Source organism: Pseudomonas sp. GW460-12-10-14-TSB1 (assembly GCF_017349775.1).
GTDB classification, from domain to species: domain Bacteria; phylum Pseudomonadota; class Gammaproteobacteria; order Pseudomonadales; family Pseudomonadaceae; genus Aquipseudomonas; species Aquipseudomonas piscium.
This window is the reverse complement of record NZ_JACNAC010000021.1, coordinates 63,647-88,099: the sequence shown is the minus strand read 5'-3', so window position 1 is coordinate 88,099 and position 24,453 is coordinate 63,647. Positions and strand designations below refer to the sequence as shown.

20 protein-coding genes and 1 other RNA gene are annotated in these 24,453 nt (G+C 56.5%); 9 read left to right on the top strand and 12 right to left on the bottom strand.

From position 1 onward, the window contains the following. The coding region (locus J4D52_RS14900; RefSeq protein ID WP_207272135.1) for an adenine phosphoribosyltransferase at positions 1–541 on the top strand (541 nt) is incomplete at its 5' end. A 96-nt stretch (positions 542–637) separates the two neighbouring features. Here the strand turns inward: J4D52_RS14900 and J4D52_RS14895 are convergent. The 4 genes from J4D52_RS14895 to dnaX form a co-directional block, all read right to left on the bottom strand. Then, positions 638–1,786 (bottom strand): acyl-CoA dehydrogenase family protein, encoded by a 1,149-nt coding sequence (locus J4D52_RS14895; RefSeq protein ID WP_102678039.1) that lies wholly within the window; start codon positions 1,784–1,786, stop codon positions 638–640. Positions 1,787–1,920: 134 nt separating this feature from the next. Continuing rightward, entirely contained in the window at positions 1,921–2,523 is a 603-nt protein-coding gene (gene recR / locus J4D52_RS14890) for a recombination mediator RecR (protein WP_025804252.1), read from the bottom strand. A gap of 294 nt (positions 2,524–2,817) precedes the next feature. Further along, a complete protein-coding gene (locus tag J4D52_RS14885; RefSeq protein ID WP_007922383.1) occupies positions 2,818–3,156 on the bottom strand; it encodes a YbaB/EbfC family nucleoid-associated protein in 339 nt (112 codons plus the stop codon). 66 nt (positions 3,157–3,222) lie between these two features. Beyond that, positions 3,223–5,331, bottom strand: coding sequence for a DNA polymerase III subunit gamma/tau (gene dnaX, locus J4D52_RS14880; RefSeq protein ID WP_102678040.1), 2,109 nt, complete (start codon positions 5,329–5,331; stop codon positions 3,223–3,225). Between the two features lie 140 nt (positions 5,332–5,471). On the opposite strand from dnaX, the gene J4D52_RS14875 reads away from it, so the two are divergent. After that, a complete protein-coding gene (locus J4D52_RS14875; RefSeq protein ID WP_102678041.1) occupies positions 5,472–6,239 on the top strand; it encodes an ABC transporter substrate-binding protein in 768 nt (255 codons plus the stop codon). A 3-nt stretch (positions 6,240–6,242) separates the two neighbouring features. Here the strand turns inward: J4D52_RS14875 and J4D52_RS14870 are convergent, their stop codons facing one another. Next, positions 6,243–7,943, bottom strand: coding sequence for a bifunctional diguanylate cyclase/phosphodiesterase (locus J4D52_RS14870; protein WP_063429232.1), 1,701 nt, complete (start codon positions 7,941–7,943; stop codon positions 6,243–6,245). Between the two features lie 601 nt (positions 7,944–8,544). Between J4D52_RS14870 and J4D52_RS14865 the strand changes: the two genes are divergently transcribed. Then, on the top strand, positions 8,545–8,859 hold the full coding sequence (locus J4D52_RS14865; RefSeq protein ID WP_007922376.1) for a helix-turn-helix domain-containing protein: 315 nt from the start codon (positions 8,545–8,547) through the stop codon (positions 8,857–8,859). A gap of 142 nt (positions 8,860–9,001) precedes the next feature. Next, positions 9,002–9,376, top strand: coding sequence for a VOC family protein (locus J4D52_RS14860; protein WP_173678577.1), 375 nt, complete (start codon positions 9,002–9,004; stop codon positions 9,374–9,376). Here J4D52_RS14860 and J4D52_RS14855 read toward each other — a convergent pair. Next, positions 9,310–10,293, bottom strand: coding sequence for a DMT family transporter (locus tag J4D52_RS14855; protein ID WP_102678042.1), 984 nt, complete (start codon positions 10,291–10,293; stop codon positions 9,310–9,312). The genes J4D52_RS14860 and J4D52_RS14855 overlap by 67 nt on opposite strands. 102 nt (positions 10,294–10,395) lie before the next feature. On the opposite strand from J4D52_RS14855, the gene J4D52_RS14850 reads away from it, so the two are divergent. The 3 genes from J4D52_RS14850 (at position 10,396) to J4D52_RS14840 (ending at position 14,179) form a co-directional block, all read left to right on the top strand. Further along, complete coding sequence (locus J4D52_RS14850; protein ID WP_102678043.1) at positions 10,396–11,262, top strand: LysR family transcriptional regulator; 867 nt, start codon at positions 10,396–10,398, stop codon at positions 11,260–11,262. A gap of 336 nt (positions 11,263–11,598) precedes the next feature. After that, positions 11,599–12,891, top strand: a complete 1,293-nt coding sequence (locus J4D52_RS14845; RefSeq protein ID WP_102678044.1) for a site-specific integrase — start codon at positions 11,599–11,601, stop codon at positions 12,889–12,891. Between the two features lie 436 nt (positions 12,892–13,327). Then, positions 13,328–14,179, top strand: coding sequence for a hypothetical protein (locus tag J4D52_RS14840; RefSeq protein WP_102678045.1), 852 nt, complete (start codon positions 13,328–13,330; stop codon positions 14,177–14,179). Positions 14,180–14,902: 723 nt separating this feature from the next. Here the strand turns inward: J4D52_RS14840 and J4D52_RS14835 are convergent. Further along, a complete protein-coding gene (locus J4D52_RS14835) occupies positions 14,903–15,211 on the bottom strand; it encodes a helix-turn-helix domain-containing protein (RefSeq protein ID WP_102678046.1) in 309 nt (102 codons plus the stop codon). 133 nt (positions 15,212–15,344) lie between these two features. On the opposite strand from J4D52_RS14835, the gene J4D52_RS14830 reads away from it, so the two are divergent. After that, entirely contained in the window at positions 15,345–15,665 is a 321-nt protein-coding gene (locus tag J4D52_RS14830) for a hypothetical protein (protein ID WP_102678047.1), read from the top strand. A gap of 162 nt (positions 15,666–15,827) precedes the next feature. On the opposite strand, the gene J4D52_RS14825 is transcribed toward J4D52_RS14830, so the two are convergent. Continuing rightward, positions 15,828–16,625, bottom strand: a complete 798-nt coding sequence (locus J4D52_RS14825) for a hypothetical protein (protein ID WP_146232399.1) — start codon at positions 16,623–16,625, stop codon at positions 15,828–15,830. Between the two features lie 392 nt (positions 16,626–17,017). Here J4D52_RS14825 and J4D52_RS14820 point away from each other — a divergent pair, with 392 nt between their 5' ends. Then, positions 17,018–17,653, top strand: a complete 636-nt coding sequence (locus J4D52_RS14820) for a recombinase family protein (RefSeq protein WP_102678049.1) — start codon at positions 17,018–17,020, stop codon at positions 17,651–17,653. Between the two features lie 301 nt (positions 17,654–17,954). Here J4D52_RS14820 and J4D52_RS14815 read toward each other — a convergent pair whose 3' ends face one another. From J4D52_RS14815 to J4D52_RS14800, 4 genes are all read right to left on the bottom strand, one after another. Next, the gene (locus J4D52_RS14815) at positions 17,955–19,343 is read right to left on the bottom strand and encodes an ATP-binding protein (RefSeq protein WP_207272134.1); all 1,389 of its coding nucleotides are present in this window, start codon (positions 19,341–19,343) and stop codon (positions 17,955–17,957) included. Between the two features lie 413 nt (positions 19,344–19,756). Beyond that, an RNA gene (gene ffs / locus J4D52_RS14810) (signal recognition particle sRNA small type) lies at positions 19,757–19,853 on the bottom strand. Positions 19,854–20,573: 720 nt separating this feature from the next. Next, positions 20,574–21,494, bottom strand: a complete 921-nt coding sequence (locus J4D52_RS14805; RefSeq protein WP_102678050.1) for a hypothetical protein — start codon at positions 21,492–21,494, stop codon at positions 20,574–20,576. Between the two features lie 993 nt (positions 21,495–22,487). Further along, the gene (locus J4D52_RS14800; RefSeq protein ID WP_102678051.1) at positions 22,488–24,434 is read right to left on the bottom strand and encodes a hypothetical protein; all 1,947 of its coding nucleotides are present in this window, start codon (positions 24,432–24,434) and stop codon (positions 22,488–22,490) included. Between the last annotated feature and the right edge of the window lie 19 nt (positions 24,435–24,453).

Here is a 24,453-nt window from a genome sequence, read left to right as displayed (position 1 = left end):
CGACTCCTTCGACATCAAATCCCTGATCCGCCCAGTCATCGACTTCCCCAAGCCGGGCGTGATCTTCCGTGACATCACTCCGCTGTTCCAGTCGCCCAAGGCCTTGCGCCTGGTCGCCGACACCTTTGCCCAGCGTTATGTCGAAGAAGACTTCACTCACATCGGCGCCATGGACGCCCGCGGCTTCCTGATCGGCTCGATCATCGCCTACCAGTTGAACAAACCGCTGATCCTGTTCCGCAAGCAAGGCAAACTGCCGGCCGATGTGCTTGCCGAGGGATATCAGACCGAATACGGCGAAGCCTTCCTGGAAGTGCATGCCGACAGCCTGTGCGAAGGCGATTCGGTGCTGATGTTCGATGACCTGATCGCCACCGGCGGTACCCTGATCGCCGCGGCCAACCTGGTGCGCCGCATGGGGGCAAAAGTCTACGAGGCCGCCGCCATCATCGACCTGCCGGAACTGGGCGGTTCGCAGCGCCTGCAAGACATGGGCATTCCAACCTTCTGCCTGACGCAGTTTTCGTTGAGCGAGCGGTAAATCGCTGCCATTTGGGTTGCCAGGGCCGGCGCTATCGCGAGCAATCGAGCGTCGACCGGCTGCTCCTACAGATAGCGCCCCACTCCTCTGGCAGACCTATAGCCCCATCTGCTTGCTGATGATTTCGTTCATCACTTCCCGGGTACCACCGCCGATGGACAGGATGCGGTTGTCGCGATACAGCCGCTCCACCAGGCTCTCACGCATGTAACCCAGCCCTCCGAGAATCTGCACGGCATCGTGAGTGATGCGGTCGGCCGTATCGGTGGCGAAGTTCTTGGCCATGGAGATCTCCTTGATCAGGCTCTGCCCCGCCGCCATCTTCGCCGCCTGGCGATAGGTGAACTCGCGGGACACCTCCAGCGCGGTCGCCATCTCCGCCAGACGATGCTTGATCACCTGGAACTTGCCGATGGGCTTGCCGAATGCCTCGCGCTCCCGGGCCCACTTCAGGCTCTCCTCCAGCGCCAGCTGCGCGGTCATGTTGGCCATCAAGGCCAGCGCCAGACGCTCGCTCTGGAAGTTGCCCATGATGCAGGCGAAACCCATGTTCTCGGCGCCGATCAAATGGCTGACCGGCACCCGGCAATCGTCGAAAAACAGCTCGGCGGTATCGGACGCCCACCAACCCATCTTCTTCAGTTGCCGGCCGACGGTGAAACCCGGCGTGCCCTTGTCGATCAGCAGCAGGCTGATGCCGCCGAAACCGGGTTCGCCGGTACGCACCGCCACCGTGTAGAAATCGGCGCGCACGCCACTGGTGATAAAGGTCTTGCTGCCGCTGACGCGGTAGAAATCGCCGTCACGCACTGCCCGGGTCTGCAGGTTGGCCACGTCCGAGCCGCCGCCGGGCTCGGTGACCGCCAGGGCGCTGATCTTCTCGCCCGCCAGTACCTGCGGCACCACCCGCTCGCGGACCTCGGGACGCGCCCATTTGACGATCGGCGGCAAACCGATGTCCAGCGAGCCCAGGCCCGCCACCAGGCCGCCGGAGCCACAGCGCATCAGCTCCTCGCTGGCAGCGATCTTGGCGAACAGGTCACCCTCGTGGCTGCCACCCAGGGCCTCGGGATAGCCGATGCCCAGGATGCCGGCTGCGCCGGCCTTGAGGTAGAGCTCGCGGGGGAAGCCTTGCGCCTCCTCCCATTGATCGATGTCCGGGAGGATTTCCCGCTCGACGAAACGTCGAACGCTGTCGCGGACCAACTGATGGCTAGGGTCGAAGTATTCCTGGCAGGCAGACATCGGCAAGCTCCTCTGAAGGTTGAGGAAACTTACCTAGCGCTTGCTTGGTTTTCAAGAAGAGTCGCGTTTGAGCGATGGAACGCGGCCAGAGAGCAAGCCCGTCCCCGCAGGGGCGAGCTTGCTGGCCGAAACGCTTACAGGCTGATCGGCTTGCGCCCGGCAAACGAGTGCGCCAGGGTGCCGCCGTCCACCAGTTCCAGCTCGCCGCCCAGGGGCACGCCATGGGCGATACGCGAGGTGATCAGGCCCTTGTTGCTCAACAGCTGGGCAATGTAATGGGCGGTCGCCTCACCTTCCACCGTCGGGTTGGTGGCCAGGATCACCTCGGTGAAGCTGCCTTGCTCTTCGATCCGCGCCAGCAACTGGGGAATGCCGATGGCTTCCGGGCCCAGGCCGTCGAGAGGCGACAGGTGACCCTTGAGCACAAAGTAACGACCGCGATAACCGGTCTGCTCCACCGCGTAGACATCCATCGGCCCCTCGACCACGCACAACAGCGTGTCGTCACGCCGTGGATCGGCGCATTGCGGGCACAGATCGTCCTCGGTCAGGGTGCGGCACAGGCGGCAGTGGCCGACGCCCTCCATGGCTTGGCTCAGCGCCTGGGCCAATCGCGTACCGCCGCTGCGGTCGCGCTCCAGCAGTTGCAAGGCCATGCGCTGGGCGGTTTTCTGACCCACGCCCGGCAAAGTGCGCAGGGCATCGATCAGTTGGCGAATCAGGGGGCTGAAGCTCATGGGTAAAGGTCCGACAAAACGACGAGACGCGGTTTATACCCGCGCCTCCGATTAGCGTCAAATGCTCAGGCCATACAGACTACAGACCATCGTACAGCACTCGGCGTTCGCTGTTTCTCCTCCCGCAGCCGCTGCCGCAGGCTGCAACCGCGGCCATCCAGGTAGACTCCGTCGCCTGAATGACGACCGCTCCGCGCTCGATCGCAGCCTGCGGCAGCGGCTACAGGCGCCACAAACAAAAATGCCAGGCGCGATGCCTGGCATTTTCGAGTCCGACCGATGCGCTGGCGCGAATCAGAACGGCAGTTTCATACCCGGCGGCAGTTGCATGCCAGCGGTCACGCCGGACATCTTGTCCTGGCTGTTGGCTTCGATCTTGCGCACGGCGTCGTTGACGGCGGCGGCGAACAGATCTTCCAGCACTTCGCGGTCATCTTCGCTGACGCCTTCCAGCAGGCTTGGGTCGATGCTCACACGCTTGATGTCGTGACGACCGGTCATGACCACGGTGACCATATCGCCACCCGCCTTGCCGGTGACTTCGGCGTTGGCCAGTTCTTCCTGCATCTTGGCCATCTTTTCCTGCATCTGCTGCGCCTGCTTCATCAGGCCGGCCATGCCACCTTTCATCATGGGAATCACCTCAAAGTACTTGGATAAAAACAGCGCCCGGCCTCAAGGCCCGGCGCCCTTCAGTTATTAACCCTGGCTGACCAGGGCCTCGACAGGTTCAATAGTATCGTGACGGACCACCGCGCCGAACTCCCGCACCATTTGCTGGATGAACGGATCGCCGTGGATCGACTCCTCGGCTTCCCGCTGGCGATTGGCACGACGGCGCGAAGCGGCCTGGGCCGGGGTCTCCTGCTCGGGCTTGATCAGCTCGATGCTCACCGTCAGCGTGCGCTGGTGGTACTGGTTCAGGGCGTCGTTCAGACGGCGCTGCTGGGTGGCGTTGAACAGGGCGCTGTGGGCCGGGTCCAGGTGCAGCAACCAGTTGTCGCCCTCGGCGGCGATCAAGGTGCAGTTGGCGGCGATGCTCGCAGTCATCCCGGAAATCGGCAGCTTGGGGAACAGCTCCAGCCACTCCAGCGCCAGGCCGGTGGCCGGCTGGGCAGCCGGCAACGGTTCGGGCTCCGGCTCGGGATCGGCGGCGTGTTCGCTGGCCAGTTCGTCCAGGTAGCTGTAGGCCGAGTCCATGTCCGGTTCTATGTAGTCTTCGTCCAGCGGCGGTTCGTCGTCCAGGTCGATACCCGGTGTCGCGGCATCGACCTCGGCAACGCTGGGCTCCGGCACCGGGGCACTGACCCATTCCGGCGCATCCGGCACCACGCTGTCCGGGGTCGGGGTCGGCATCGGGGTCAGCTCAGGCTGCTCCGCGGCGGTCTCCAGCACGGGCTCGACGGCCGGCTGCTGTGCGACGACCGGCTCGACCGGGTCGTTCCACGGCAGGTCGACCACCTCCTCGGCGACGACAGGCGCTGCCTGCGGCGGCGTCTCGACCACCGGTTGCGGCGCAGGCGCCACGGGCACCACAGGAGCAGGCGCGGGTACTGCGACGGGGGCAACCGCCGGAACAGCCTCGACCACCGGTGCCGCAACCGGTGCGGGAGCGGCAACTACCGGCGCAGCAACGGCTGCGCCAGCCACGGATTGGGCGGAATCAACTGTGGCCTGGCTGATCCCCACTGGCTTTAGCGGCTGTCTCGGCGCGTCTGCCGAGTCCGCTGGCCGGAAGGCCAGCATCCGCAGCAGGACCATCTCGAAACCACCCCGCGGGTCCGGCGCCAGCGGCAGGTCGCGCCGGCCGATCAGGCCCATCTGGTAATAGAACTGCACATCTTCGGCCGGCAACGCCTGGGCCAGGGCCAGCACCCGGTCGCGGTCGCCATGCCCGTTGTCGACACCGTCCGGCAAGGCCTGGGCAATGGCCACGCGGTGCAGGACATTGAGAATCTCCGACAGCACGCCGTTCCAGTCCGGGCCCTGCTCGGCCAAGTGGCGCACAGCCTCCAGCAAGGCCTTGGCATCGCCGTTGATCAGCGCATGCAGGACGTCGTAGACCTGGCCGTGATCGAGGGTACCGAGCATCGCCCGCACGTCGGCGGCCATGACTTTGCCTTCGCCGAAGGCGATGGCCTGGTCGGTGAGGCTCATGGCATCGCGCATCGAACCGTCGGCGGCGCGGCCCAACAGCCACAGCGCGTCGTCTTCGAACGGCACGTTCTCGACGCCCAGCACATGGCTCAGGTGCTCGACCACCCGCTCCGGGGTCATGTTCTTCAGGGAGAACTGCAGGCAGCGCGAAAGAATCGTTGCCGGAAGTTTCTGCGGGTCGGTGGTCGCCAGAATGAATTTGACGTAGGGCGGCGGCTCTTCCAGGGTCTTCAACAAGGCGTTGAACGAGTGGCTGGACAGCATGTGCACTTCGTCGATCAGGTAGACCTTGAAGCGCCCGCGGCTCGGCGCGTACTGCACGTTGTCCAGCAGCTCGCGGGTGTCCTCGACCTTGGTCCGGCTCGCGGCGTCGATCTCGATCAGGTCGACGAAGCGCCCTTCGTCGATCTCGCGGCATACCGAGCAGGTGCCACAGGGCGTGGAAGTGATACCTGTTTCACAGTTCAGGCATTTGGCAATGATCCGCGCGATGGTGGTCTTGCCCACCCCGCGGGTGCCGGTAAACAGATAGGCATGGTGCAGCCGCTGGCTGTCCAAGGCATTGATCAGAGCCTTGAGCACATGGGTCTGGCCGACCATTTCGCGGAACGAGCGCGGACGCCATTTACGTGCAAGAACCTGATAACTCATCGAAAACCGTCGCGACTGGGAAGCGGAAGCCCGTAATGCTAGCGGAGCAAGGGCGAAATTGCATCCGGTGCGCTCGTCTAATCTGGCTAAGCTGCTCTTTGTAAGGCTCGTCAGTGGCCTTTTTCCTGCATGGAGACTCTATGCGTTTAGCCTTGGGCGCCTTTTTGCTGGTTGCCATGGAGGGTTTTGCCGCAGAACCGGCCCTGCGCTTTTCGATCGCCGACAGTTGGGCCATGCCCGTGGTGCAGATCGAACATGGCCGACCCACCCAGGGCATTCTCCACGACATGATGGCCAGCCTCGCCACCCAGGTCGGCAGCCCGGCCGAATTCCACGTCCTGGCCCGGGCCCGCGTGCAGACGGCCATGGACCACAAGGAAATCGATATCCGCTGCTATGCCGCCCAGTCCTGGCTGCCCAACCAGGCCGGCAATTACATCTGGAGTATTCCGCTGTTCGTTCAGCGCGACCTGCTGGTCAGCCGGGAGCGCGCCCCGGTCATTCCCCGAGAACTGCCGACGCAGCATGTCGGTACTGTCCTCAGCTACACCTACCCTTCCCTGCAACCCTTGTTCGACAGCCGCCAGTTGATCCGTGACGACGCGCGCAACCAGGAACAGGTGCTGAAAAAACTCTGGGCCGGCCGCTACCGCTATGCGGTGAGCAACCAATGGACGCTGGACTGGTTCAATCAGACCTTGCCGCCCGGCCAGCAACTGCACGGCGTGGCCGTCCTGCAGGAACAGGCGGTCGGCTGCATCATCCGCAACGATCCAGCGCTGCCGATACAGCGAGTGCTGCGCACCTTGTTGCGGATGAAAATGTCGGGAGAGATCGACGACATCATCGGCCTGTACACCGGCCGCAGGCCGACCGAGAGCCTCCCGCAGAGCTACGAGACACCCTAGGCGTCAGCTGGCCTCATCCTGCGGGCACCATTCCAGCGGCGGCAAGAAGGTCGCCACCCAGCCCGGCACCTCGCTGGCCGGCATGGGCGGGGCGATGAAATAGCCTTGCGCCACGTCGCACCCCAGCGACATCAGCAACTCGCCGTGCTCCAGGGTTTCCAGGCCTTCGGCCACCACCTGCCGGTCAAACGCCCGGGCCAGGCCGATCAAGGCCTGGGTCAGCGCCAGATCGCCCTTGTCGTGCAGCATGTCGCTCACGAACATGCGGTCGATCTTGATGGTCTGGGTACGCAAGCGCTTGAGGTAACTCAGCGACGAATGCCCGGTGCCGAAATCCCCCAGGGAGAACTGCACCCCCAGCGCCTGGCAAGCCTCGAGGCACGCGCTGACGTGCTGGATATTCTCCACCGCCACCGCCTCGACGATTTCCAGGTCCAGCAACTGCGGGGCAATCTGCGGATGGCGCTCGAGCACCGCCTTGAGCCGGTCGACGAAATCCGCCCGCTGGAAATGCCGGGCAGCGATATTGACGCTGATCGGCCAGCGCTGTCCGGCCAGCTGCCATTGCCGCAACTGGGCCATGACCTGCTCCATCACCCACTCGCCGATATCGACGATCAGGTCGGTCTCCTCCACCACCGGCAGGAATTCCCGAGGCGCAACCATGCCCCGCTGCGGATGCTGCCAACGCAGCAACGCCTCGAAACCCACCACCTCGCCGCTGCGCATATTGACCTTGGGCTGAAAGTGCAGGCACAGCTCGCCGGCCGCCAGCGCCTGGCGGACCCGCTCCACGGTCTGGTGGGTGGCCTTGACCTCGCGGTCCCGCGACACATCGAACAGGTGAAAGCGATTGCGCCCGCTCTGCTTGGCCACGTACATCGCCTGGTCGGCATGGCGCAGCAAGGTGTCGGCATCGTCGTTGTCGGCGGGGAACAGCGTCACGCCGATACTGGCGCAGACGTTGATCTCCTTGTCCTGGATCAGATAGGGCGTGGAGATCACCCCCAACACCCGGTGCAGCGCCGCCCGCAACTCACGAATGTCACGCACATGGCGCAGGATCAGCACGAACTCGTCCCCGGCCAGGCGGGCCACCACGTCTTCGCCGCGAATGATCGAGCGCAGGCGCGCCGCTACCTCCACCAACAACAGGTCGCCGCTGGCGTGCCCATAGCCATCGTTGACCGCCTTGAAGCCGTCGAGATCGAGCATGCACACCGCCAGCGCAATGTTCTCTTTGCGCGAGTAATCCAGCGCCTGGTTGAGCAGATCGGAAAGGAAGGAACGGTTGGGCAAACCGGTCAGCACATCGTGGCCGACACGCCATTGCAGGGAGTGCAGCAAACGCCGTTTTTCACTGATATCGAAACGAATTGCCACATAACGCTGGACCCGACCAGTGGCCTCATCGAGCAAGGGCACAACGGTACTGTCGACCCAATACAGGGTCCCGTCCTTGGCCCGGTTGCAGATCTCGCCCTTCCAGACCTGGCCCAGGGCAATGGTGCGCCACATGTTGCTGAAAAATTCAGGAGGATGCAGGCCGGAGCCGAGGATCCGGTGATTGGAACCCAGCAGCTCTTCGCGGCTGTAGCCGGAAATCGAACAGAACTGGTCGTTGACGTAAGTGATCCGGCCGTTCAGGTCGGTCTCGGAAAAAATGGCGGCTGCATCCACGGCCCTACGGTATTTCTCATCCATGAGTCTGACTCACTGTCGCTAGCGGTTAAACCGCTCGACCAAGGCACGAGGCCCGGAAGAGATGTTTGGGCGTTCACCCTCAATATTTTCGCAACCCCAGGCAGGCTTAGGCTGCTGGTCCGAAAATATCTGCTCAACAGAGGTGACCGGCACATTCAGACGCACGTTAAAACTCCATAGACAGCATTCGACAATGCCAGCCCAAACAAGCCGGCAAGAGGCCGACTCACGGAAAATGGCGCACCGTCTCGCCCCACCTGACACAATTGCAACCGTACAGCGACCGGCACCGTCATTGACCTTCGAATCGACGAAGATCAACTAAAATCAGTTATGGATCAGCCGAATTTGGCGGGTGGGACACTGGCAATCATCAGCGAGACGTTCGCGCCTGCGCCATACCCTCGATTCTGGTGAACAAGGAAAATGCAATGAGTTCTTGTTTCATCAGTTCATCTTCTGAAACTAGATCACCAAATGCCTGTCCGAAGCGTCGATTCTACGAATTGCATCACATTTTGCAAGGCAAGGTGATGAATCATGGCGTTGCCTAATGCAAAGATTTATCGTTAAGTTCTTGATTCTAAATGGGAATTGAGCGATGCAAATTTCAAGTTTGGGTCCAGCCATCAGGCGTTACCGCAAGGTAGCGGGGCTTACTCAGGCTGAACTAGGCGAAAAAACCGGTTTTGACCCTAAAACCATCAGCCGCTTCGAAACCGGCACCTACACTCCCAGTGTGGAAGCCCTGTTCCTGCTGGCCGATGTACTGGGAGTGAAGCTGAAAGCCTTTTTCGCAGATCTGGGCGACGAAGACGAACAGCGGGCGTATCTGTTCGGTGTCATTCATAAAGCCACCCCGAAGGACCTGGGAAAGCTGATAGCAGCGGTAGACCTGGCCTTGTCCAAGCCTTAGAGCCGAGCAACACGAAGAGGAGGCAGCCCTATCGAAGCCGATAGCCTGCCTCCTCTTTATTTCCCCCGGATGACTCCTGACAGGAACTGACAGCCGCGCCCCATAAGCTGGCGTGCACAGCCCAACCTTTCCAGGAGTCCAGATGATCGCTACCAGCACCTACCTTCTGCTTTACGTCGACAGCCCCGCCACCAGCGCCAACTTTTACAGCCGCCTGCTGGACCGGCCGCCGGTCGAGCTGTCGCCGACCTTCGCCCTGTTCATCCTCGACTCGGGGCTCAAGCTCGGCCTCTGGTCCAGGCAGGATGTCGAGCCGGCCACCCAGTTCGCCGGCGGTGGCGGCGAACTGGCCCTGGCCGTGGTCGATAACCAGACCGTCGACCGGCTGCACGGCCAATGGACCGAATCCGACGTAAGCATCGCCCAGGCCCCGACCAGCCTGGACTTCGGCTACACCTTCGTCGCCCTGGACCCGGACGGGCATCGACTCAGGGTGTTCTGCCCGACCCTGGAGTGAACGGGAGGCACGCCGACAGTCCTCGGCAGCACCGAGCGGCGCCGCGCCCAGCGCCCCTCCAGTTGCATCGCCATCACGCTGCCGAGGACGATCATCGCCCCCACGACCACCGCGCCATGCACCCGCTCATGCAGGACCAGCGCTGCCAGCAGCATGGCGATCGGTGGTATCAGGTACATGGCGATGGATGCCCGGCTGACCTCGACCCGTGCCAGCACATAAGCCCACGCCAGGTAAGCCAACGCACTGGGGAACAGCCCCAGCAACAACACCGCCAGGTTCACCCGCCACGGCGCCTGGGCCACCGCGACCGCCAGCCCCGGCCAATACAGGCTCAACAGCAAGGTGCCGGCCCAGACCATGTAGCACACGGTGGTCAACAGGTCGTAACGCCCCGAATAACGCCGCTGCAACACGAAGTACAAACCCCAGGAGAAGGCCGCCAGCAGCACCAGCAATCCCTGGGGCTTGATCGACGCCACGCCCTGATCACCCCAGACCACCACGACCGCCCCGAGCAACCCCAGCCCGACACAACCCCAACGCCAACCGCTGACCGGCTCCTTCAACCAGAAAAACGCAATCAGGGTGCTGAAGATCGGCGCCGACTGCGCCAGCACACTGGACGCCCCCGCACTCAAACCCTGCTGGCCATAGTTGAGGCTGACGTGATGCAACGCGATGGCAAAAAAGCCCAGCACCAGCAACCAGGGCAGATCGCGCCAGCGTGGCAGGGCGATTCTTTTCACCAGGGCGATGGCGCCCATGAACAGCGAGGCGATCAGAAAGCGCAGCGACGCCAGATGGCCGGGCGCGTAACCCTCCAGGCCGATGTGGATACCCACCGGGGAATAAGCCCAACACAAAATGACCGCGGCGGTCGCCAGGACCAGCTTCAACGCAGGGGAGATGTTCAAGACACAGGCACTCGGCAGCACAAGGAAGGCCTTCAGTCTCTCGCCCACCACAACTCACCACAATTAACGGATACTGAGACCAGACCTCACTGGAAATGAGCAATGGAACTGAGCCAGCTGAAGATGGTGAAAGCGGTCGCCCGCACCGGCAGCATTGCCCGGGCGGCCGAACAACTGCATTGCGTGCCCTCCAACATCACCAACCGCCTCAAGCAACTGGAAGGCGAGCTGGGCACCAGCCTGTTTATCCGCGTGGGCCGCGGGCTGAAAATCAGTCCGGATGGGGAGATCTTTCTGGGTTACAGCGAGCGCATCCTGGCCCTGGTGGATGAAGCCAAACGCGCCGTCGATCGCCAGGCCGAACCCAGCGGCATCCTGCGCATCGGCGCCATCGAATCCTGTGCCGGCGGACGCCTGCCACCGCTGCTGGCGGAATTCCATCAGCGCTTTCCCCAGGTCACCCTGGAGCTGGTCACCGGCACCTGGTCGCAGCTGTTCGAAGAGCTGCAACACCACCGGATCGACGGCGCACTGGTCGCGGTCGACACCCCCCAGCCGAAGCTGGAGCGCACCGCCCTCTACAGCGAGCCCTTGGTGCTGGTCGCCAGCGCCGACGCCACACCCGTACTGAACCCACGAGACCTGCAAAACCAGACCCTGTTCATGTGGCCCGGCGGCTGCCCTTACCGCCGTGCCCTGGAGCACTGGCTGAACGCCCACGACGTGACCGCGACCATCATCGGCTACGCCAGCTGGGGCACCATCATCGACTGCGTCAGCGCTGGCGCCGGCATGACCCTGGCCCCGGAAGGCGTGCTCGACCGCTACACCCTGTCCGCGGGCCTGGCACGCTACCGCTTCGCCGACCTGCGGCCGATTGACATTCGTTTTGTCTGGAACAAGGAAATAGAACGCCACACCGCACGGGACGCGTTTGCGCAGTTGTTGCAGGAACGATTGGGGAAATGAAACGAATGACTGGCTGAACACCAGACCAAAATGAAAGCAGAGGGAGAATTCAGAACATCCATCGAGGACCGATGGAATGCGTTATGGAGGCGACCCCACCAGCCACACCTCGGCACACAATGTCACCGCTGCGGCTGCTCCCTTCCAGGCCTGACCGAGGTGGCATGCAAGCATGCTTCGCAGTTCGCTGAAAGGCTCACTGCGTCTGGGCTGGTGGGGTTTTGCTCGGGGACTATCGCACTTGGAATCAGGTGCGAAACATGCCACTGAAAAACGTCAAAAACTCGGGGTGTAGCCAGCACTGTCACACATTGCTGTCACACACGAGTGTCACACATGACCTACATTGTCCGTCGCGGCGCCTTCTATTACCTGAATCTCCGCCTCCCTAAACACCTGTTCCCACGCTGTCACACATTGCGTTTGAGCTTGAACATTCGCGAGCGTCAGAGCGCCTTGTTCCTCGCCGCTTCCCTTGCCCAGCAGGTACACGGTCACCTATCCGAACACCCTCTGGCAGACATCCCAACGCTGCGTAGGCTTTGCACTGGCTGGAGAGATACATGCCCTGCCCCACTCTCAATCCATCGCTCACACCAGCCCGTAGCCAAGCCAGCGAGATCAGTCACCAATGGCCCGACGCTGTCCAGCCTGTCGAAACTCTATATAGACGAGGGCAAGCGTGGTGGTACGTGGCGAACCGTCAGCACCTTCGAGGTGGAACGAGCCCTACGCGATTTGTTCGAGTTGATGGGTGACATGCCTGCCGAAGACTTCGATACCCAGCAAGCCCGACTACTGAAGGAACGGCTGAGCCGATGCCCTCAATACTTTGGCCTACGTCCCGAGTTCGAAGGTAAGACCCTGCGACAGGTTGTCGAGTCGGCTAGCACGTACAAGACCATCTCTGCGGTAACAGTGAATAACCGGCTACGCAAACTCTCTGCCTTTCTCAACTGGTGCAAGGCCAATGGCTACATCGCGGACAATCCATTAGCAGGTCTGAAGGTAAAGACAGGATCAGCCAAGGACGCACGACTTTCATTTGAACAACACGACCTGACGACCCTGCTCAATCTAGATGGACTCAAGACGGAGTCTCATAAACACCCTTGGCGGTACTGGATACCATTGCTGGGCCGCTACACGGGTGCAAGATTGGAAGAGTTATGTCAGCTGCGCGTCGATGACTTCATCCAGCAACAGGGAATGCAATGCATTCGGATCGATGACAGCAACGAGGGTCAGAACCTGAAGAACTCCAGCAGCCGACGCTTACTGCCCCTCCACCCCACATTGTTCGAACTTGGCCTGCTGCGGCATGTTGAGTCGATCAAGGCCAGCGGGACAGACCGGCTGTTCCCAGAGCTTGAGCCAGTACGGGGAAAGCTGGGCCATGCGGTTTCCAAATGGTTCGGACGCTACAAGACAAAACGAGGGATTACCGACCCGAAAAAGACCTTCCATTCCTTTCGCCACACACTGATCGATGAGCTACGGGATGCTGGCGTGCAAGATTCGCTGATCAAACGGATCGTTGGCCATGAAGACAGTGCGGTGACATTCGGCGTCTACGGCAGCAGGGCGCCGTTGAAAGCAATGGCGGAAGCTCTACAACACATCACCTGACCAACCAACGATAAGTAACTGGGCGACTGACTAGCACGTCAGCGCCCAACATTGACGTTTAGGCACGAAAAACCTTCGAATATCGGCAATTAACCTCGGTAACACGTGCATCAAATTTGCCACTACTTGGACATCCGCTGCCGTTACACCCAGTATTTACGGGCTTACATGACTGCCTGAACTAAGCAAAAGGCGCTCCTCACCATGAAAACCAGTTTCTGGCGAAATCGATCCTGTCAACCCCTGATCTTGACCAATCGTCGTAACCGTGTATAATACGCCTCCTACCCAGTAGGTAGACAGACATTCAGAGGCCTCCACCGTGACCACCGAACAGGTGCCTTGCAAGGGGGCTTTTTAACGCCTGTGATTTACCAAACCAAACCGGCACAACCCGAGGGAATGCCTATCGAGAATGAACTAGAGGAGATTATGAATGCAGCATCCATCCGTTTTGAATTTGCCTGCCAGCTCGGCCAATGACGAGCACGCTCAAGCGCCAGCCCCCACCCCACAACCACCGACCACCACTGTGTCCACGCCAGAGGAGTTGGCGGTGCAGCTGCGTCGAGAGGGAAAGTCTTACGCTGCAATCATGGCAGCCACTGGGCTTCCTGAGCGTAGGGTAAAACTGCTTGTGAAAGATGTACCAAAGGAAATCGCCACTCCACTGAACAAGTCGGTGAGTCGCGTATACGAGCTCGCAATTCGTGCACAAGGAGTCAAAGACTATGAGCTCCGGAGCATTCTGCACGAAGAATACGGCTGTAAGTGGAACACTGTGGAAGGACGCTATGAGAGCTCCTTTGATTCCAGCGTAATCAGACGTGTCAAAGAGAAGGTGCGTGAACGCTCCACCTCCAACGGCACCCAACCTGTGTTCGTTATGGATTGGGTCGATGACCAAGCACCTACTGCAAGTCGTCTGTTCCTTGAACAGGCAGCATTGAGCCTGATGGCTCGTGTCGATGAAGCCGTCAACGAACTCATGGAACTCCACGCTGTTTGTGCCTCAGATGACAGTGAAGGTGCTGACTTGGCTCAACGAAAGCAAGCGTATGCTGCTCGGCAGCACATCCTGAAGCTTGTCAGCGGACTCGGTACAGAGCCGACTGCTACGCTCCTTGAACGCACAACCAAGGTCACGAATGCACTTCAGGGCACTCCAGACCATGAAGCACCATCGGTGCGGAATACTGAGGATAGGCGCGAGATGCCAGAGCCTAATGGTGCTGATCACTTCCTTGATTTCGTTGAATCACAAGAATGGTTGGCGGCGACCAACTAACGCCTTTCACATGTGTGTCCGACCAGCGCCCACCATATGTATAGGGTCGGACATTGGACAGCATGCACTGTGACCATGAGGTCAGCGGTTCACACCTCCAAGTGTTAGGAGGGGAAATGTATTGATGATAATCAATCCCCTCCAAATTAAATGGATCACCTTGTGTCAGCCCGACACGGGATTACCCCTTCAACTCCGTTGATCATCTGCACGGTACAGACAAGAGCGATAAGCTCATCTGGTTGGATTTCTATTGGTTGTTGTTAATCTGGGTATCCACCTGTACTGCCGTACAGCGTGCGTCACTAACGCACATCGTTTTGATCTTGATGTGCAAACTATGCGGAGCATGACGAGTATCCGAGTAAGCAGTGCTTACAGGGTGCATCAACCAGAAAGGAAGGGGATGAATGATAAATATCATCCCCAAAACCTTAAGGCTGGCCGCCTTAGTGTGCAACCAGCCAAGCGAAGCTTGCACGGGATACCATCGTTAGCTGTCGCTAACCATCGTGCACCAACAATAATCGAGATCAAAGGCAAGAGCTGGATTTGTGATGATTTGCTATTGGTGCTCTGTTCGACCGTCAGGTCAGTGGTGATCAACCATTAAAGCGTGAACTACTGAAAGCTGGCCGCTTTCGGTGCGATCAACCAGCGGAGCTGGATACGGTATCCCGCTCAAAACTAGTCGCCTTGGTGCGAGCGGACTTATCGATACCCTCAGTTTTCACCTGCGACTGACTCGACATAATTTAGAAGTGATGATCGCTTTTCTTCTGGCAGCCTATGAAAAAGCAGCAGTAATCTGGCGGTGTCATCCTCTTGGGCGTAGAAGTAGGCCGTTGGCAAATTCAGCACGTCCGCAATTTGCCTCACGATATTTATATTGGGTTCATGCCTGTCGTTCTCGTACTGATTCATCCGGGCGCTGGCGCTGGCAGGATCAATACCGGCCTCAATTCCTAAACGCTCCTGTGACATCTTCGAGATTTTCCTAGCCTCTCTCAGTCGTTTGCTAAAAGTCGACATCTCTATATTTGCCCCTCAATGGAGGCTAAGAGATTCTTAGATTTTTCTTGACCGAATACTAAGATGTTCTTAGGATTTCACTTCTGAATGACAGCTGTCCGGCTGCTCAGCCTAACGAATTAAGGACTTTGCAATGAAGTATGCCCGCCTCTTTTTACTGATCCCCCTCCTTGCTGCACCCCTCATGGCCCCAGCTTCTGGCAAGGTAGTTACTTTGTTGGCGGATTCGGTCATCTGCTATAAGCGTGGCGATTGGGAACAAATGATTGCTGCTGGCACCGATCAGGATGCTCAAGAAATGATGCGACTTGTTAGCTCTGGTAAATGCCGAACTATCCATAAGGCAACCAAAGTCGGATACCTCGACCCAGCTGCCGGTGGTGAGTGGGCATTGATAGTGCTGGAAAGCGGTAAAACGGCGTATACATGGGATAGCTTTATACAAGGAAAGTGAGCAGCTTCGGACTCCTCTACCCCCAGCCTTGATGCGGCAAAGGTGCTTGCTGATGGACTGGGAATAACTTTGTCAGACCTGCTTTCGGGACTGTAATCTGAATTCACTTCCGCGATAGGCGCCCGGCGCATTGCACCAACGCCTTGTCAAAACTGATGAACCCTAGCCAAAAGCTGTCGAGAGGATTTCTTTGGCTCTCTTATAGAGCCTCATCGCTTTTGCGTCCTCTGTCAGCAGCCCATCGAAATAGGTGGCGTGAGTAACGAAATGAGAGTCCACCATGTCATTTCGTATCTTATGGTCCTTTGCAGTCTTGGCACCGCCGCTAGCAGCCCACTCAAGGGCGAGGAGGTAACAACACAGGGCGTTACGGAAAATGAACGTATTGGGCAGCTCTCTGTATATCGGTACTCGTGGCGACCTTGGATGGGTTCTGAACAGTGTTATCGAGACCTGCATAACCGCCTTTATCAACGTGTCCACCATCTTCGCAGTGTAGGGCTCGCCGTCTCGTATCTTTCGACGCTCCTCCTTATCAAAGTCTACTGCAAGGCTATCAAAGCTTTGTGCCAACTCCAGCGCGTCACCAAGCATCCTGTGTAGCTGCTGATTGGCGTCTACAGCCATCTTCCTGATTTCTTCTATCAAAGGTAGATCGCCGCGCTCTGCCGCGTTGAGCTTGCGGATGTACTCAGGAAAACCAGCAGTCTGACCAGTGTGAATCATGCGTCTTTGCAGCCCGGCCGCTCTGCCGCTGAGTTGACAGATCATCTGTGTGTGCCGAAGGACAATCACTTGCTTAGGGTAGTCCCCCAGTATCCTCATGGCATTGCAGATGCTCTGTACTGCATCGCCTTGAAGGGCTTCCATTGCTGAATAATCTGTCAGCACCGCTCGATTTACGGTCGAGGCTTCAAGGAATGTCCTCAGCTGAGGGCTTTGAAGTTGGTTGCTATCCACTACCATACGCACTTTGTGTCTCCAAGTGGCTTATTGGCATCACCCTCGCTCGGCGTCAAGAATGCCATGCTAGGCCGTCCAAAGTTACTGGGTGTATTGGTCGTCATGCTTGCACCCCGATGGATGCGGAAATCTCTCTGATTGCTCCAGAAATTGAGCCATTATGCAGCCAGAGCAAACACCCCCGCCCATCAACACAAAAACAGCATTCCATCCGGGAATATCCATTGGCGCTCCCGCCTTGGTGAATAGCCTCCAGTTGCTATCAATGAAGTAGACATATCTGGTAGTTAGATAGCCGCTCGCCAAGCACTATCAGATATCTATTGCAGATAGCTATGTGATTCAATTATCATTGATCTATCAGTTTTAAGTACAAAGGATAGCCAGCGATGAATGCCCACCTCTACCTTCGAGCATCGACCAAAGACCAAGATGCCAACCGTGCAAAAGTTGCTCTGGAGTCGTTCGCGGTCGAAAAGGGTTTGAACATCGTTAGCGTGTATGCCGAGAACATCAGCGGCACCAAACTGAACCGTCCTGAGTTGCTAGCTTTACTCGATACTGCCGAGAGTGGCGACGTGCTATTGGTTGAGTCTGTAGACCGCCTTAGTCGTCTCTCACAAGCTGACTGGGACACCCTCAAAGCCACCATCAAGGCCAAAGGACTTCGGTTGGTTGTGGCTGATCTGCCCACAAGTCATATGCTGGTTGAAGCGAAGGGAATCACAGGTCAAATCATGGATGTGATCAACAACATGTTGATCGACCTGATGGCAACCATGGCGCGACTGGATCAAGAGAAGCGTGTGGAACGCATCCGTCAGGGTTTGGAGAACAAACGTATTGCTGACCCGGATTGGAAACCAGCAGGGAAAGGCAAGGACACTGCAAAGTGGGCGAAGGTGAAGGAAACCATAGCCAAGCATCCAACCATGTCTGCTGATGACGTCGCCAAGTTGGCTGGCTGTGGCGTTGCTACGGTGTACAGGATCAAACGTGAGATAGCTTGGACGTCCATCAGGTAGCGTTGCTCTACCTGGCTCTCAGGGGGCTCCAACTTATATCTAAATTACGACAGCTTTGATTAGGCAGGTCGCACAGCGTCAAGCACCCCTCGCACATAACCTGCTTTTCCAACTCCCTTTCCAACTTATATTTCCCAGCCAGAAATCAGGACAGCATCAAAGCTGCTCACTTCTCGCGCGCGGGGGTTAATTTCATACCATCTTTAATCCTTGCCATGTTCAAGAAACCGATGGACATCCAAGTACTTTTCGCTGAAATCATTTAAATGCCTTGGATTGCAAACCACCACGACACCTCTAACTAAGCCTTGACATAGGTCACATTGAAAGCGTTAGCAGCTTCATCAACAACTTTAATTTTTCCAATTTTCCGCAAGCTTTGAAGCGCCTTCTTCACTTTCTGCATATCATCTTCACCGCTCAACTGCCTAATCAGCTTATTATTGATAACCCCATCAGGATTTTCATCGAAGTACTTTTCGATAATTTCAATAACCGATGCAATTCTCTGATGTCGTATTGTGACAACAAAGGCATTATTAGACTCTTCAAAAACCGGCGGCACCAGCCCTGCCTTCTTCAGTTCATTATAAGCAGTATCCAGCCCCTCTCCAATATCATGATTTACCGGATTTGGTAAATTGTGAAGCATTCGAACCAAATTAGGATTTCTCGAAAAACGATCATCATAAATATTGTCTACGGTCATATATCCTGGCAATCGCCCAGGACTTTGAATTTCGATTCTATTATCGAAAATTCGAACGTGTATATCATCATTCAGACTGTAGTCCCGATGAAGCACAGCATTCACGAGAATTTCCTTCAATGCTTCCGAAGGATAGGAAAGCTTTACTACTTTCTGGCCATCCATAAAGGAGGCACCATCAATGTACTCCGCAACCTTGGCTATAGTGCCTGCAATTATCTCTTCTACGGACCCATTCACTGTGACAGGCATCTCTGCAAGGTGCTCGCGCTTGTATTCAGTATCGGTAGTACGAAGACGATATACCTTCACTGCACAACGCGTCTGGAGAGTGGCCTGCGGATTGTCGTCAAAAATTAACACGCAACCAACATTCGGAAACTTCTCGCTACCTTTCTTAGTTAGCAGTCTCTGTTTTTGCAAGAAAACCTTGGGCTCTAAACCGCTCTTCACTCGCCCCATATACGAAACAAGCTTTTCACACTCCGCCACTTCGTCGACATCCACATCCTCGACAGCCTTTCTCTCATAGAGCTCAGCCCCTTTAGAGTAACCAAGCTGAGTAACCTTTTCACCTTTGATTTTCAATTTCTGCGCATTTACGCGGATAAAGCAATCCCCTCCTGCGGTGTAATGCACCTTGGGGCTCTTAGGTATTGAAAAGTGGAGTATCAAGCCACGACCACTGGTATCTAGGAACTCCCAACCCAAGTTCTCTACAGCCGGAACCGTACCTTCTAATAGGGTCGCAATAATTCCGTTCGCTTCTTCTGGCTCTTGGAATCCTACAACTCTCTCACCTTTCTCTGCTTTATCCTCAATACCCACATAGAGATCGCCACCGTCTGAGTTTGCAAACGCAACCAAGGTCTCTTGAAGTTTAGCTGGTGCGATACGCTTGCTCTTAACGTCATTAAAATGATCTTCATCAAGCATTAAGAGGCCGACAACTTCATCTTGGGATATCTCAATTACGTCCACTGTAAGTCCTTGTTTGAAGATGCTAAAGGCTTAATAGTGGCACCGAGACTCACCCAGCACAAGCAGCCTGAGCAGAACTGCCGCTCCGCCCAGCTAATCGAACGATCTCAGCACCAAGCAGATAGGTGCACTGAAACCCTGCCCCACAGAGAACTCAAAGCCAATGACCCGGATTGCAAGCACGACCGGCGTCAATACAGAAGGCGCCCCATAGTGAGGTTACTGATTAGCGTCACGAGACAACAACGCAAACAGCACCGTTCCGAATGCTTGGGAAATGGAGAGAAGTGGAGTGAGACGATGATAGAATGCCCAGCACAGTGCACCACTTAGGTGTACCTAAACGCTGTCACACTTCAAGATTTTTGACTGATAAATCCTTGTAGAATCAAGGACTTATAGAATGGAGGCAACCCCACCAGCCACACCCCGGCACACAATGTCACCGCTGCGGTTGCCCCCTTCCGGGCCTGACCGGGTTCACGGCTGATCGTTGCGGGGGGGCCGATGGGGCCACCATAACGACGCTCGCCTGGGACTTCCAGAAGAGCATCGCACGGTTCCTCACCTTCACGCAGATGTGAATTTGGGGCCATTGTACGGCGACTGCTGGGGCCTTGTGCAAGCCGTTTGTATCACCCGTTTACCTCCCTTTTGTACCACCCGAAGGCGCCAGAGCCGGGAAATCCCCACCAATACGACTATCTACCCAGTTTTCATACCCAGAGCCTGCTCTTACAACTACTTGCCTAGCCTCTCTCGATGCTCAGCTGTAAATGGCATAGCCCTGTATCAATCAACGACCTGCTATCTGCACGCCACCCGCCTGCTCCAATGAGGAGTAAGCCATGAAACTCTGATGTAAACCGAGCAAGGCCTATAATCAGAACAGAAGGAGAAGCTGGAGAACAAGGAGGCACGTGCAAGAACTGAGCATTTCGCGGAGCTGCTCTCTCCTTACCTTGCCACCCAATTCGGTTACAAGCGCACGGGGACTTTAGATCTCTTAAGACCAGACAAGACTGCCACACTAATCGGCAATCTGTCTGGGTCGATTTTCAATTGGCAGGGTGGGTCAGTTTTCAATCCGCGCCAACCTACAAGGTATCAATCAGGGTTTCGGTCGCCTACGCTCAGAAAGCACTGAGAACAAACTACAGAATTACAAAGCCACCTCAGATAAGTTGCTCACTGCTCAATACCTGAGCATTGGTCAACGCACTTTGAGCGTCACCGTAGACCATCGAATAACTGCCGAGCAGTGGAGGGGACACGATCAATCTGGCCAGCCTCAAGCACCCTAACAATAGAGTGCCCTTCATCCCCCTCGACCATCCCATAGAAGAGGTAGTAGCGATCCCTCTCAAAGGTTTTCCAACCACGGGCCTCAAAGATATCCAACTCACAGTGCCCACTGAGCTCATGCTCAGGAGACTTGAAGTTGAAAAATACGCGATTATATTTGCCCTTTACAATGGAGGTAGGCTGACCAAAGAACAGAAAGCTTTTCCCCAGGTACGCTTTTATGTTTCGCTGAACCTTTTCGATAGAGACAATTAGATCCCGTAAAAGAATTGCATCTTCACCTTCGAACTGTATCGCAATGTTCAGGCTTATTTGAGCCAACTGCACCAGTCTTCCAACGGTTCTGAAGCGACCCGGATTGAGCAGGTTACCATCGGCGTCAAAGATATTCTCAAATCCGCCTCTCCCACTTACCGATGAGCCGTTCTGAACCTCTTTCTTTCGGGGTTTGACATAAACTTGGTCATCATCGTCCTCCGACTCGTCATCTCCTGCCAAGCTCTTCCAGCCCGCGAAGGTGACAAGACTTATAGCTCGCCGCTCTTTGGCTCCCTCATCGCCACCACCACCCGGCCCACTCTTCTTCCTATGCGGACATTCGACCGTATCGAAACCTGGAAGATGGAAGTAGAAAGCATCAACCCCATCCTTTCTCTTCGGTGATTTGCGAGGTCGTCTACTGCACATCACGCCGCAGTCCGGGCAGTAGACTCGACCATGATGTTCATCATCGATGTAAAGCTCTGGTGGGAGCTTGACAGCCTCGGCTAGCTCCAATGGGGCTACAGTTTCTAGCTGCGGCTCCAGAAAATGATAGGCAACGTAAGGGATTGAAATCTGCGACATACATTCCTTTGCTTTCTTGAGATTGCATTTAGCTAGGATGGGCACCACATGAACATAAAGTGCCCAACCACAAGCAACTGAGAAATTCAACAAAAACGATGGTGCGTCGAATCCAGCTTGGCAGCGCTACTCCTTCCCGAACGCAACGAAGCCGATAATAGCTTATTGCCATATAAAATCTGAGCGGTCAAATGCACGACTGCAACCAATAACAAAGGAAGAGAACGCTAATGCCATCGACCTGCGCCCAGATATAAGTGATGTCACCACACCAGGCCGTGTTCGCCGCTGTTACGATGAACTGCCGAAAGGATACTGGGAATGTCGAGGCGCTCAACCGTGGCCCTCTTGTACGCATGAGAACCGGGCCGCTTGCAGATCAAACTTCTAATTTTGAAGCGCCCCACCTCAAAACCTTCATCCCCGAGCATGTGAACGATACCGTGGCTGCCGGCCGAGCTACAACTTTGGCTGAACAACTCGTTGATGCGACTACGCAGACTCATCCAGCGAACATCGATACAACGCCGCCAGGCCAAGTGGGCGTAATAACAAGATCGGGGCAGTTCGAACACTGAGCACAACAGTTGAACAGGGTATTGCTTTACCAACTGCCGAATTGAGCCGAACACCTGCACCCGAGCTCATAAGCCATCAAGAGCGCAATGGCCTCTTTTAATATTTTCTTCTCAAGCTCAAGCCGGTTGATACGGGTCTGAAGCTCCTGGATCGCCTGCTGCTCTGGCGTGAGCGCCTTGACAGTAGCGCCCGGTCTCGCCCACGTCGAGGGATTTGGCGGCCTCTGGGCAACAGCAGCCTTAGTCGGGGACCAGACTGACAGCCTTACACTTTAACGCGGAAGTGAAGGTACGTCGCTGCATGCTCATCGAACACCTCTAACTGGCGAGCATTCTCGCCTAAATGAGTGTCCGGTTTCATTAACACTACACCAGCTTCCTATAGTAGCAACACGATAAAAGCTAAGAGGAAGCGTCAGTAGCCGACCATCTCGCGGTATCCCTGATGACGGTGATGCTCGATCCACTCAACCACTTCGCAAGGAACATAAAGCTGTAACCTAGCGCGAGATATAGCGATGTACGCGGCACAGATACGCTCATCGAACTCGTCGACATTCTTGAGTTTGGCCATGGTGAGCAGTTCTGGCGTCAACAAGACTCCATCGAACTCCATCCCTCCTGCGTCCGCTGCCATCATTACCATGCAGCTCTTATCAGGCGAACCGAGCATTCCTTTGAGCTCGTTCATATCAGCCATTTTAAAGCCCTTTTCAAGCTCAGCCTCTACCCAGAGAAACGATTCATCGTATCGATTGGCCTCACGCACCTGCCCCCAACTAGGCGTCTCATAAAAGTCTGAATGCTGCTCCCCGGAGTGCGGCTCGCTTCTATAGAATTCGGGATTGAACAATGCAATGGCAGTGCTCATGAACCGCTTAACATCCTCTGCATTCGCGGGTATCAATGCGCGGCCAGCCGCACTCATTTGAATGATCCATTTCATCGTGTCCCAGCGAGACGCAGTTAATACTACACAGCCATCAGGAGGCATGAACCCCTCACGATAGTGCTTAACACTGACATCACTATTACTAGCACCTTCAAAAGGGATCTTGCCCTTACTTGAGTGCCGGTAGATTAGTGGGTTGACCAGTATCTCGACGTTACGGCCCGAACGAACAGAGTAGTTAACCTCACTTTTTCGTACTTCGCGCTTTCTGCTGACCAAAGGATCACCAGCCCGCTGGTACTCATCTCCGAGAGTTATTAGCACTTGGCGGCCGCGTTCTATGATTGTCAGGAGGGATGGAGGAATATCTTGGCTTTCGTCAATAAAGACATGCGTATATCGGGCTGGCACTACACAACCCGCAAGACTTGCGCGTTTTAACGCTAAAAATGCCGCGAACTCAACCTGATTATCCCAGGCAGGATTTGACTCCAGGTAGGTCCATAAGCGGCTGGAGTACTGAAGAAGTACCCTGGCATCCAACTCAGATAGGGACTGATTGAAATGAGGGAAGTGCCTGCTCGACAGCGTACCATCTCTAGATTCGCAATAGAGGCTAAGCACCTTAAAACAGATTTTCAGAGTTGCTTCCGCATCGTAGCCTTGGACGCCAAGAATATTCAGCTCTTGCAAAAGCTCCTGCTTGCTAGGAACTACTACCTGAGTGCTCGCGGCTCTAGCCCTAGGACCGTACAGCAGAAACTGCGCAAAGTCCCGAAAGATCCACCCTGCCGTCCTATCGCGCGCGCTTCCCATACGCTTGCGAAGAGCCTCCAACTTCCCAGGGGTATGTGCCAACAGCAACGTCGCCTCCGGACGCAGACACTCCATCAAGGTACCCAACAGATGGCTTTTGCCAATCCCTGCGTACCCTTGAACATGCAGGTGCTCGTCCAAATTTGCTCGGAAGGTCCTTACCAGCTTGTCCTGTGCAGGGCTAAGCCAACGCTCGCGATGCCGAGGCGTCACCATCTGTTCGCTAAACGGATTGTTGTCCCTGTAATGACGGACCCTGAACCCAACATCCCAATTTCCATTGGGCAGTAGATAATCTCGAGCCAATACCTCATCAGCACTTAGGAAACGCAGATTCAAACTCTTGGCGACGTGACCTCCAGCATGGAGCTTTTTTGGATCAAATAGCCGCTGCGCCTCTGACAACAACGCTGAGCTTACCGAGTGCTGAACAGACCAGGCGATGAGCTTGGACAAAACTCTCTCAGCAGAATTGGAGGTACGATCTTGCTCCGCTGCTCCTGCCAGGTGTTGGATGACCAAAATCGCGGCTAGCTCTGGATCAGATAGAGTAGCGAGTACTTTTGCGCCATCAGCTCTTAATAGACTTGCACACGTTTTATCAGTGACAGGCAAAAACAGAGGACTGGATAAATCAAAGTGTTCCGGGTTCATACTACCTCGTAGCCAGGGA